10 protein-coding genes and 2 tRNA genes are annotated in these 12,228 nt (G+C 39.9%); 4 read left to right on the top strand and 8 right to left on the bottom strand.

Annotation, left to right across the window (positions count from 1 at the left end; genetic code table 11):
• Window positions 1-291: hypothetical protein (locus AC07YT_RS21350; protein ID WP_494945513.1), on the top strand; the 291-nt coding region annotated here is incomplete at its 5' end.
• 147 nt (window positions 292-438) lie between these two features.
• On the opposite strand, the gene AC07YT_RS21345 is transcribed toward AC07YT_RS21350, so the two are convergent.
• The 8 genes from AC07YT_RS21345 to AC07YT_RS21310 all read right to left on the bottom strand — a co-directional run bounded on the left by AC07YT_RS21345 (window position 439) and on the right by AC07YT_RS21310 (window position 9,573).
• Window positions 439-1,920 carry a peptide MFS transporter gene (locus tag AC07YT_RS21345; RefSeq protein ID WP_086545778.1) on the bottom strand — a complete coding sequence of 494 codons (1,482 nt, stop codon included), beginning with the start codon at window positions 1,918-1,920 and terminating at the stop codon, window positions 439-441.
• 64 nt (window positions 1,921-1,984) lie between these two features.
• A complete protein-coding gene (locus AC07YT_RS21340) occupies window positions 1,985-3,619 on the bottom strand; it encodes a peptide MFS transporter (RefSeq protein WP_086545779.1) in 1,635 nt (544 codons plus the stop codon).
• Between the two features lie 47 nt (window positions 3,620-3,666).
• Entirely contained in the window at window positions 3,667-5,328 is a 1,662-nt protein-coding gene (locus AC07YT_RS21335; RefSeq protein ID WP_086545780.1) for a peptide MFS transporter, read from the bottom strand.
• Window positions 5,329-5,428: 100 nt separating this feature from the next.
• Window positions 5,429-6,325, bottom strand: coding sequence for a hypothetical protein (locus AC07YT_RS21330; protein ID WP_086545781.1), 897 nt, complete (start codon window positions 6,323-6,325; stop codon window positions 5,429-5,431).
• Window positions 6,326-6,361: 36 nt separating this feature from the next.
• Window positions 6,362-7,537, bottom strand: a complete 1,176-nt coding sequence (locus AC07YT_RS21325; RefSeq protein ID WP_086545782.1) for an acetyl-CoA C-acyltransferase — start codon at window positions 7,535-7,537, stop codon at window positions 6,362-6,364.
• A gap of 481 nt (window positions 7,538-8,018) precedes the next feature.
• Entirely contained in the window at window positions 8,019-8,186 is a 168-nt protein-coding gene (locus AC07YT_RS21320) for a type II toxin-antitoxin system antitoxin (RefSeq protein ID WP_086545783.1), read from the bottom strand.
• Between the two features lie 2 nt (window positions 8,187-8,188).
• Window positions 8,189-8,710, bottom strand: coding sequence for a hypothetical protein (locus tag AC07YT_RS21315; protein WP_086545784.1), 522 nt, complete (start codon window positions 8,708-8,710; stop codon window positions 8,189-8,191).
• A 5-nt stretch (window positions 8,711-8,715) separates the two neighbouring features.
• The gene (locus tag AC07YT_RS21310) at window positions 8,716-9,573 is read right to left on the bottom strand and encodes an SPFH domain-containing protein (RefSeq protein WP_029276438.1); all 858 of its coding nucleotides are present in this window, start codon (window positions 9,571-9,573) and stop codon (window positions 8,716-8,718) included.
• A 190-nt stretch (window positions 9,574-9,763) separates the two neighbouring features.
• Between AC07YT_RS21310 and AC07YT_RS21305 the strand changes: the two genes are divergently transcribed.
• The 3 genes from AC07YT_RS21305 to AC07YT_RS21295 all read left to right on the top strand — a co-directional run bounded on the left by AC07YT_RS21305 (window position 9,764) and on the right by AC07YT_RS21295 (window position 12,111).
• The gene (locus AC07YT_RS21305) at window positions 9,764-11,770 is read left to right on the top strand and encodes an HD family phosphohydrolase (RefSeq protein ID WP_086545785.1); all 2,007 of its coding nucleotides are present in this window, start codon (window positions 9,764-9,766) and stop codon (window positions 11,768-11,770) included.
• Window positions 11,771-11,849: 79 nt separating this feature from the next.
• Window positions 11,850-11,936: transfer RNA gene (locus tag AC07YT_RS21300), tRNA-Ser, on the top strand.
• 101 nt (window positions 11,937-12,037) lie between these two features.
• A tRNA-Pro gene (locus tag AC07YT_RS21295) sits at window positions 12,038-12,111 on the top strand.
• Window positions 12,112-12,228 lie beyond the last annotated feature (117 nt).

Raw genomic sequence — 12,228 nt, 5'->3', positions numbered from 1 at the left:
TTTTCCCTGTATTTCCCGCAGATTTTGCAGATCAGCGCAGATTACCTTTCAAGGTACAAAACCATTGTTCCTAAACCCGACAGTAGCGGCAGCTCCCGATTGAAAAGAGGGACTATAGCGAATGGCGGGGAGGCAGACCTCCAAGAACTACTGTCCGTTCCTTTTCAAATCTTATTGAATATGCCCATTTCTGTCAGTCTGATCGTAGTTGAATACTTTGGCCCGGTATTTCCCGCAGATTTTGCAGATCAGCGCAGATTACCTTTCAAGGTACAAAACCATTGTTCCTAAACCCGATCGGCGTGTAAAGCCCGCAGACCGAAGCATGAGGGCGAGGACTTGGAACAAAGAGCGGGGCGGCAGGCTTCCAAGAACCACTGCCCGTTCCTTTTCAAATCTTATTGAATACGCTCGCTTTTTTTTATATCTTTTTTACGCTTACCTCACCTCCTGCATTAACTTTTTAACCAGTTGCGAAAAGAGAATCAGCGCCAAACCTGCAATTAAAGAATATAAAGCCAATGTTTTATAACCTTCGGTATAGGCCATTAATTTAGCCGATAACGATGCATCATCAATACTCGACATTTCTGCCCCCAGTTTTCCGGCAGCCAATTGGCCAAAGGCACTTGATAAAAACCAAAGCCCCATCATCATTCCGAACATTTTCTTTGGCGAAAGTTTAGTAATGATCGACATGCCTATCGGTCCCAAACAAAGTTCGCCTAACGTTAATAATAAATAGGCTAAGGTAAATACATTTAACGAGCTAATACCCTGTACATTGGCGAAGAACCTGGTGGCGTAAAAAACATAAAAACTTAAGGCCAATAAAAGGAAGCCGATCCCGAATTTTACCACGGTATTGGGTTCAATTTTGCGTTTGTATAAGCCCAGCCATAAAATACCCACAATCGGACTAAAAACAATCACAAAGAACGAGTTAGCGCTGTTGTTCACCACATTCGGATCGATATTGAAAAAGAGGATTTTATGGTCCAGATTGTCCTTCGCAAATAACGATAGGGAACCTCCGCTCTGCTCGGATATGGCCATGAAAATGAAATAACAGAAGATAAAAACGAAAGCTGCCAATAGTTTATATTGTGCTTTTTGATCTTTTATCTTAAACGTTTCATACAGGAAATAAACCAAAGCAATAATGCCTATGGTGTACATGAAATAATCGGTAAAGGCTGTGTTTCTTACCATGATATAAATCATTGGGATACACAAAATAGAACCTACATAAACAGCTATTTCCAAAAATTGCTGTTTAGATTTTTTAAGGTGCAGTAAAGGCGAATTCCCAATCGGGCCTAAATGCTTTTTGGTGAAAATGAATGTACCTAAACCAAACATCATCACCAGCGCTGCAGACAGGAAACACAAATGCCAGTTGTAATATTTACCGAGATAAATACACATGGCACCACCCAACAAGCCGCCAACATTGATACCGGCATAAAAAAGTCCATAACCGGCATCTCTGCGATTATCTTTCTCATGGTATAATTCGCCCACCATTGATGAAACATTGGGTTTGAAAAAACCTGTTCCAATAATGGATAAGGTAATTCCTACATAAAATAAATCATGAGGGGAGAAGGCTAGGATTAAGTTCCCGATAATCATTAAAGCCCCGCCCCAAAAGAGCGATTTTCTGAACCCTAAAATTTTATCGGCAAAAATACCACCTATAAAAGTAAAGGCATAAACAAAGGCTTGTATCGCACCATACTGCAGGTTCGATTTTTGATCGCTCAAACCCAGTTGTTCGACCATGAAAAAGGCCAATACCCCACGCATGCCGTAAAAACAGAAACGTTCCCACATTTCTACCAACGATAAATGCCAGAGTTGTTTCGGGTATTTACCTTCAAAATTCTGAATATCTTCTATTGAAACTGTTTTTTCCATTAAATAGGTTTAAAAATTAAAAGCCCGGCGGAGATCGGGCTTTAGGTTAAAGGATGTTATAAGTTTAGTCAAGAATATCCTGATGCATCATTTTTTGTAATTTCTTGGTAATTGCAAATAAAATTAAAGATGCAATTCCGGCCATCACTACAAACATCATGAAAAACTCGTATAACGAATTAATCTGGATGCCTACGATCGACTGATATTCGAAAGGAATTTTTAAGTCTTTTAATTTTGCCAGTTCTGCCGCGGTTGGCGTAACCGTTTTAGATAAAATGGGCTGTAAGTTAATGCCAGCTCCGGCAGCTTGTTTAATTTCGGCCACGCCCGGAGGGTATAAACCACTTAAAATACCAGCAAACTTATTGGCTGCTGCGTTGGCTAAAAACCAAACAGCCATTAATAATGAACCGAATTTTAAGGGTGCCAGTTTGTTTACCAAAGATAAACCGATTGGAGATAAACAAAGTTCTCCGCAGGTGTGTAAAGCATACATACCAATTAACCACATCATGCTCACTTTAATGGATGAAGACACGTCTTTTACACCAAAAGCAATCCACAGGTAACCAAGGGCCAGTAACAATAAACCAATGGCCATTTTAGTTGGCGATGAAGGTTCTTTTTTACCTAGCTTAATCCACAACCAGGCAAATAAAGGTGCAAAGGCTACTACGAATATTGAGTTTAGGGAGGCAAAGATACTTGCCGGTACTTTTAAGAAACCTAAATCCCGCTGGGTTTGCTCTTCTGCAAAGAAAGTTAAAGAGGCACCTGCCTGTTCGAAGGCACTCCAGAAAAATATAACGAAAAAGGCAACAATGAAGATTACACCAATCCGCTGTTTCTCAATTTTACTTAATGATTTATCTGAGAAAATAACAAAGGCAATAAACAATACCGATGCGATTAATAAGTAAGTTAAAAAGCTGAATACTTTTGCATCGATGTAAAATAATCCGATCATTAAAGCCGAAAATGCAGCTAAGCCAAAACCAATTACGGCAGGGTTTAATGTGCTTTTTGGTGCGCCAGCCGGAATGGTTCCCAATTCTTTTCCATCAGGTGCAATTACATATTTCTTCTGATACATGATTTGCACCAAAACACCTAATAACATCGCTATACCGCCAGCTAAGAATGCCCATTTAAAATCCAAAGGATTTCCGGTATCGCCTAAAAAGCCACACACAATAGGACCTAAAGCACCACCCACGTTTATACCCATGTAAAAAATAGTATAAGCAGCGTCACTTCTTTTATCGCCTTTCGGATACAATTGTCCAACCAATGAGGAAATATTTGGTTTGAAAAAACCGTTTCCGGCAATCATAAAGCCAAGTCCGGTAAAAAACAAAAAGGTGGAGAGTTGTTCATTACTTTGGTATAACATGGCACAGAAAAATAGGATAAACTCTCCCAGTGCCATCATTAATCCGCCTGTTATAATCGATTTTTTATTTCCCCAGAAACGATCGGCTACATAGCCGCCGATTAGTGGCGTTAAATAAACCAATCCGGTGTAACTACCATAAAGGTTAGAAGCGAATGCTTTATCAAATAATAAGGCCTTTGTCATAAATAAAACAAGGATTGCCCTCATTCCATAGTAGTTGAAACGCTCCCACATTTCTGTGGCAAATAACACGTATAACCCCTTTGGATGACCTTTAGATTGATTTGGTGTTGATGTCATATTCAGTATTTAAGTTTGTTTGTTTTTTTTGTTAATGCAGTAAAAAATTATTTGATGCCGTATTCTTTCATAATATTGTTTAGCCATTTTAATAAAGCAAAACCGATTATGGCCGAGCCCATCAATAAGGAGAAGTTTACCCAAAAGAAATTGGATTTGTCTTCATAAGTATCCCATAAGGTTGCCAGTACGCCCGAAAGTTTATTGCCTATTGAGGTAGATACGAACCAACCGCCCATCATTAAAGAAGTTATCCTTACCGGACTTAATTTTGATACCAGTGATAAGCCCATCGGACTTAGAAATAATTCGCCAATGGTAATTACGCCATAAGTTCCCATTAGCCAGAGAACAGATACTTTTTCGGCTCCATTTTTTCCGATATATACTGCGGTAACCATCACCAATACCGATATAGCCGAGATGAATATCCCGAATATAATTTTTGTGGCGGTACTCGGTTCTTTACCGCGGCGCCTTAACCAGGTAAAAAAGGATACAATTAACGGGGTTAACAGAATTACCCATGCCGGGTTGATCGACTGGCTTAAGTTTGTTGCCCATAATTCTACTGTGCCACCTTCCTGAGGCAATTCGGCAGCTGGTACATTTTTGAAATAGGTTGGGTAGTTGTATTCTTTCTGCACCACACCATCAACTTTCTGGAGGCGGAATGCGTTGTCGTATAAGGCTACACTATCTTTTTTATAGGTGATATTTTGCGATAAGCTAAACTTAGAAAAAGTGTTTTTTGCGGTGGTATTGGTTAGGCTTCTATCGGTATACCGATCGGCCCAGGTGGTTAGGGCAGTACCGTTTTGTTTAAAAACCGCCCAGAACAAAATTACAACTACAAATATGGTAAGTAATGCGGCAATAGGCCTTTTTTCTTCTTTACTGGCTTTAAAAAATAAGGTGCTGTAAAAGTAAATCACAGGGAAACAGGCAAATATAAAGGCATCTGTACTGGTAGATCCTACCAGCGGGTGGCCGATTAATTTAGTTGGCACTATCCAGCCAATCACACCTGCAACTACCGAAGGTAAAAGAATTAGTAAGCAGATTTTTAGAAATGACATGTCGCCATCCATAATACCCTTTTTAACATCGAAAGACCGGTAATGTTTAAGGCCAATAATAAATACGGCTACACCAATAAACATACCTACACCAGCTGCAAAGAAGGCATATTCCCAACCCAGCATAATATATAAGGCAGCGCCAAAAAAGTTGCAGATAAAGGCCCCAACATTGATACCCATGTAAAAAATATTGTAACCATCGTCTTTTTTAGCCACATACTCTGGCGTAGAGTAAATATTGCCCAATAGGGTAGAAATATTGGGTTTAAAAAAGCCGTTGCCAAAAATAACGAGGGTCATGGCCAAATAAAGCATCGGTAAATTATGAACGCCCATTAAGCAGTATCCCACACCCATCATGATGCCGCCTATAATGATAGACTTGGCGTAACCCAGGTACCTGTCGGCAATTAAGCCGCCTAAAAAAGGGGTTAAAAATACTAAAGCAATAAATGTTCCGTATAAATCGGCAGATTCTGCCTCCGTCATGGCAAAACCAGTTTTTACATCTTTTAAATAAAGCGTAAAAATGCCTATCATTAAATAATAACCAAAACGTTCCCACATTTCAGATAAAAAAAGAAATTTTAAGCCTTTGGGATGTTTAGTTTGGTTTGTTGTGGGCATTTATTGAAGATTTTTAAAGCGCAATATAGCGAGTGGAGGCCATTCTCACAAATTTTTGCACCTGGAGTAAGGTAAATGATTTGTTAAGGTTTGTTAAGAGTTAAAACTTTCTGATGGGTTTAACATTTTTTTTGGGGTCGGCATAGAGCTCGTCACTCGAATTCGGATCGTTGTTAAGCGTGATATCTTCTTGTAGTTTTAGCCTTCCACCAATGATTTTAAAACCATCAAAAGTGCCGTCTGATCCGTAATATTCAAATTTTCCCTTTATTTCAGGATCGAATGAAGCAAGGTGGTCGAACACAATCATTCCTGCTTTCAGATCGGTTTTTAAGGTCATGGCGTTTGATTTGGCATATTCGAATATGATCCTGTTTTTTCCTTTTAACTCTTTTCCATCGAAAACAGGAGCACCGAATGTAAGATTGTCTTTTTCGAAAGAAAGGATATCGATTACCTTTTTAGTGGTGGCCTGCGTATTTCCTTTCCAGCCTAAAAGCACATAATAAGGCAGGCGGTTCCCACTGGTTACCGGAACAATTTCATAATATCTGGCACCAAACCATTTCTGGTTATTGGTAATGCTATTGGGATCGGCTAAATTTTCGGTCTGGTCGATTAAGGGATAAAGTTTCAACGGACCGCTTTTGGTATTCATCTGGATGGCCCCATAATAGCGGTATGAACCGTTTTCGAGCAGAACATACCAGCTCAAAATCCTAAAAGCCTGATCGGATGATTTAATTACAGAAACGTTTTTAAGCGAATCGAATGGGTAAGAAAAAGAATTAGGAGTTTTTAAAGCCTCAACCAATGTTTTTACGAAACTGCCGTTCACTTCTAATTTTTGCGCATCGCTTTGTGCAGCAATAACCCTTGCCGATATTTTAATCAGTGTATCCTGGAAAACGTTTAATTGGTTTGGTGCCTGTTGCGCTTTTACACTAAAACTAAGCGTTCCAAAAATTAAAAGGATATAAAATCTGATAAGTTTCATATGATCAAATGCCGAAAAATCCTGCAAAATCCAAAATTATAATTTCCCGATAACTAATGCGCTTGCGCCGCCGCCTCCGTTACAAATTCCGGCAACACCGATTTTTCCGTCGTTTTGTGCCAGTACCGAAAGTAAGGTAACCACAATTCGGGCACCAGATGCACCAAGCGGGTGACCCAATGAAACCGCGCCGCCATTAACATTAACCTGATTGTCGTTTAATGCTAAAAGTTGATTGTTCGCGATAGAAACCACAGCAAAAGCTTCGTTGATCTCGAAAAAATCTACATCATTGATATTTACATTGGCTTTGTGTAATGCGAGTGGAATTGCTTTTGAAGGGGCAGTTGTAAACCATTCGGGCGCCTGTTGTGCATCAGCATAGCCTAAAATTTTAGCCAGGGGTGTTAAACCGAGTTCTTTTGCCTTATCGGCGCTCATTAAAACCAATGCTGCTGCGCCATCATTTAAGGTAGATGCATTTGCAGCAGTTACGGTTCCATCTTTTTTGAAAACAGGTTTTAGTGAAGGTATTTTATCAAACTTAACGGCTGTTGGCTCATCATCGGTGTCAACCAAAGTAATGTCGCCTTTACGGTCTTTAACTTCAATGGCCACAATTTCATTGGCAAATTTACCTGAAGTTTGTGCCGCTTGCGCTCTTTTGTAAGAGCTTATGGCGAAATTATCTTGTGCCTCGCGATTGATATTACATTCGGTAGCACAAAGTTCTGCTGCTGAACCCATGTGGTAATCGTTGTACACATCCCACAGACCATCTTTTACCAAACCGTCTGTAATCTGTCCATGCCCCAGGCGATAGCCGTTTCTGGCTTTATCGAGATAATAGGGAACATTACTCATGCTTTCCATTCCGCCGGCAACTATAATTTCGTTGTCGCCATTTGCAATACTTTGTGCCGCAAGCATAATTGCTTTAGTGCCCGAAGCGCATACTTTATTTATGGTAGTGGCAGGTAAATCTGGTAAACCGGCAAATTTAGCGGCTTGTGTTGCGGGTGCTTGTCCTAAGTTTGCAGATAAAACATTACCCATGTATACTTCCTGGATCTGTTCTGGTTTTAATCCGGCTTTTTCAATGGCTGCTTTAATGGCAAAACCACCAAGCTGGGTAGCAGAAAATTGAGCTAATGAGCCTCCAAAACTGCCAATAGGCGTTCGCACAGCTGATACAATTACAACTTCTTTCATGTAAACTAAATTTTATGAATTTTTTGGTTAGGCCGCTAAGTTAGTCAAACCTCGCAGGTTTCCAAAACCTGCGAGGTTTAAAAATAACGTTTAGAAAATGATTTTAGCCTATTTGAAAATAATGGGTTTTTAATAGCTTTTGGGAAAGGTGCTTGAGTAGTACTTAGGGTAGCTCAGTCCTGCTGTTCGCTATAGCCCTCATACTTCGGGGCTGTCGCTGCCATCAGGTTTAAATTACTTGAGGCGGTGGGCTTGGGGAGCAGTAGAAACCTGACAAGTTTAATTTAAAGCTGTGGGTTGTGCGTTAGGGATTGTAAGGGTTCAGTACCGATTTTTCATCGGTACCGGAGCGCAGCGCAGCCCTGCAAAGCCCGACCCTTTCCCGAATTCTCGGGATTGGGGAACGCCCAAATATTTTTATAGACTTCCGAAGTTACAAAGGCCCAAAGCATTTAAAGTTGGTAGTTAACAATTTGCAGCTCTATTCTTCCTTAGCTTTGCCTTTTTTTCTGGATTTTATCGCCTGCGTAAGCAGAAACTCGATCTGTCCGTTCGTACTTCTAAACTCGTCAGCAGCCCAGGTTTCTACTTCTTTTAATAAAGCAGGACTAATTCTTAATACAAAAGCTTTTTTATCTTTCTCCGCCATTCTTATTGTATTGCTTGTATATTATACCTCGTTTTTAAATTTACGAGGAACATTTCGAGTTCCTCTATTTTATTGGAGCTGAACAAAAGTTTTTTGCCGTTTTTAAACTCCAGCTGCAAGCCCCTGTTTTTATCGTTTAAAAGGTAAGCTTTGTCTTTAAATTTAAACCAAAGGCGGTTTTTTACGCCATAACCACCATATTCGGAAAATGCATCGTACTTTCTGATATAAGCTTTTTCGATACTTACCCAGCGGAAACGACTTGGTGTAAAGTGAAAGGGGGGATATCGGAAAGATACACCTTCAGCCGTTATTTTTAAGGTGAGTTTACTCTGCTGCACTAAAAAAATGATTAAAAACGGAGATAGGATCGCTAAAACCGGAGCGAAGTACATCGCTTTAAGCTCAGCATAACTCAGGCCCTTATTCTGAAAAATAAGCAGGGCTACTGTTGGGAATATAGTTGCTGCTATTACCAGATATAGCCACCAGATCTTTAAACCATGTTTTTCCTCAAACTCCATTGTACTTAATTATATAAGGTTCCGGTATTTACCACAGGCTGTACATGGCGATCGCCACAAAGCACGACCAGTAAATTACTCACCATGGCGGCTTTGCGTTCTTCATCCAGCTCAACAATTCCTTTTTGTGATAATTTCTCTAAGGCCATTTCTACCATGCCTACAGCGCCTTCTACTATTAATTTACGGGCTGCAATAACCGCTGTAGCCTGCTGACGCTGTAACATGGCGCTCGCAATTTCTGGTGCATAAGCCAAATGCGAAATCCTGGCTTCTAAAACTTCGATACCTGCTCTCGATAAACGTTCGTTCAGTTCGTTTTCTAACAGTTCACTCACTTTATCCGCACCATCTTTTAAAGTGATGCTGGTTTCTTCGCCCTCAGCATGATCATAAGGAAAAATGTTGGCCAGGTGCCTTACAGCGGCTTCACTTTGTATGTTTACGTATTGCATGTAATTTTCGACAGAAAACACAGCCTTAGCTGTTTCATTTACTTTCCAAACCACCACAGCAGCAATTTCGATCGGGTTGCCCAGTTTATCGTTAACTTTTAACTGCTGTCCGTTTAAATTGTTGGCTTTTAATGATAAACGTCTTTTAGCGGTTAGGGGATTTACCCAGAAAAATCCATCAGCTTTTACCGTACCGATATACTTTCCGAACAGCGTAAGTACCATCGATTGATTGGGGTTGATGATTAAAAAGCCCGGGAAGATTAAAAATATATCTATGGCCAGTAAAATCCCTCCCCAGAGAAAGATTTCTGAAACAAAGCAAAAAATGGAAGCGCCCAGCAATGCGATGCATAGTGCGAATGTTAGATAGCCTGATGGCGGATTGATAATTTTTTCCTGATACATAATTGATATTAATTTGATATCATAAAGTAAAATATAAAATCTGGTAATTGCAAACAAAAGCCGTAAAATGTATATTAGATAAAAATGCTATTTTTGACAATACAATAATTACATCGTTTTGGCCAAAATCAAGAGAAATTCCCACAAGATCCTTTACCGGAAGTATTCATCAAACCTGAAATATGTGATGATGATATTTACCGTTTTCATTATTACGCTATTTCTACCCAAACAACCCCGGTTTAGATATGAGTTTGAAAAAAATGCAGTATGGAAAAATAAGGACCTGATTTCGCCCTTCAGTTTTGCTATTTTAAAAACCAACCCGCAGGTTAGTGCCGATAAAAAGAATGCCTTAAAAGATATTTTACCCGTTTACCAATTGGATAGGGGCATTACCGCAAATGCTTTGGAGGAGTTTGCCAATGAATTTGATGTGAAATGGAAATCGAAGCAACTGAACGAAAAAGACAGGGATGCCTATAAAAGTGCTTCTTATAAACTGCTGCAGAATATTTACCAGAAGGGCATTATTGGCTTAAATGTGAAACATCAGGCAGGAGGGAAGAACTACGACTTTTCTTTGCTTGAAAACAATGAGGCCCAGGAGAAAAATACACAGGATGTTTTTACTGCAGAGTCGGCCTTGAACTTTTTTAAAGATCATTTTAAAGCCCCCAACCAGGTGATGGGCGATCTGGTTGCCAACCTGGCCATTGATCATATTACCCCGAACATTGTATTTGATGAGCGACTGACCCAAACGATACAGGATAATACAATTAATAATATTTCTACTACCAAGGGCATGGTACAAAAGGGAGAACTTATTGTAGCGAAGAATGATGTTATTGATGAAGAAATTTACCAAAAACTCGAATCTTACAAAGCAACCTACGATGCACAAACCAAAACAATTGGCAGCAGGGCATTGGTTTATCTGGGGCAGGTGGTATTGGTTGGCTTTATACTCGCCATTTTAATGTCGTTCCTTTTTCTTTTCCGGAAAGATATTTTTGCCGATAACCGTCAGCTTTCTTTAATCCTGATTGTGACCACGGGGATGTTACTGGCCTTAACCTGGGCCATTAAAATGGAAATCCCAAGTTTGTATTACATTCCGTTCTGTGTGGTACCTATTATCATCAGGATTCTGTTTGATACACGTTTGGCACTTTACCTCCATATGCTGGTGATTTTAATTGCCGGTTTCTTTGTGGCCAATAGTTTCGAATTTGTGTTTTATCAGGTTACGGCGGGCATGGTTGCCATATTTAGTATCAAAAACTTTGTGAAGCGCGAGAGGTTCCTGGTTTCGGCCTTATTTATTCTTCTGGCTTATTTGGTTTCTTTTATCGGTATAGCCCTGCTCCGCGAAGGATCTTTCCGCGAAATAGAATGGATGAATTTTATTCCTTTTGTTTTTAGCGTACTCTTATCGCTCTTAGCTTACCCTTTAATTTATCTGTTCGAACGTATTTTTGGTATCACATCAGATGTGGCCCTGATTGAGCTGACCAATACCAATAATAAACTGTTAAGAGAACTTGCTTTTAAAGCGCCTGGAACATTTCAGCACTCTTTACAGGTGGCTAACCTTGCCGAAGCTGCAATATTTAAAATTGGAGGTAATTCTGTGCTGGTAAGGGCAGGTGCCTTATATCATGATATTGGTAAAGTTGATAACCCGCAATATTTTATTGAAAATCAAAATACGGCTGTTAGTCCGCACGATAAATTACCTTATGAGCAAAGTGCGCAGATCATTATTCAGCATGTGCACAAGGGAATTGAGATTTTAAGAAAGAACCAGATTCCTGAAGCGATTATTGATTTTATCAGAACCCACCATGGTAATACCCGGGTTGATTATTTTTATCAGTCATTTTTGAAAAATACACCTGAAAAATTTGTCGACGAAAACATTTTTCGTTACCCCGGACCCATACCTTTTAGTAAAGAAACTGGTGTGTTAATGCTCGCCGATTCGGTCGAAGCGGCCTCAAGAAGTCTGAAAAATCCCGATGCGCAGAACATAAATGACATCGTTGAACGGATAATTAACTACAAATTGGAGCAAAATCAGTTAGATGACTGCGATTTGACGTTAAAAGATATTGAGACTATCAAATTGATATTCAAGACGATGCTTATGAGTATCTATCATGTGCGTATAGATTATCAACAAATTTTGTAATTTTTTTTTGTTGGATAACTTGTTTTACTATATTTGCAGACCTCAAAACAACGCCGGTAGGGCGGAAAACAGAGGATAAGGAGAGGTGCCTGAGTGGCCGAAAGGAACAGTTTGCTAAACTGTCGTACTGGTAACGGTACCGCGGGTTCGAATCCCGCCCTCTCCGCAGAAAATAAAAATTTGCAAATAAAAATGGAATTATCAATTTAAAACCGTTTCTTTGCAATCCCTTCGAAAAAGGGAAATAAAAAAAGAAGATACCAAGTTCGGGATGTAGCGTAGCCCGGTATCGCGCCTGCTTTGGGAGCAGGAGGTCGTAGGTTCGAATCCTGCCATCCCGACAAAAAGTTGATCCACTTTTAAAACAGGATTGAAAGATCGATACCAAGTTCGGGATGTAGCGTAGCCCGGTATCGCGCCTGCTTTGGGAGCAGGAGGTCGTAGGTTCGAATCCTGCC

This window comes from Pedobacter sp. GW460-11-11-14-TSB4 (assembly GCF_059423705.1).
Note: the sequence above shows the minus strand (reverse complement) of the source record. Positions and strands in the feature narration are given on the sequence as shown.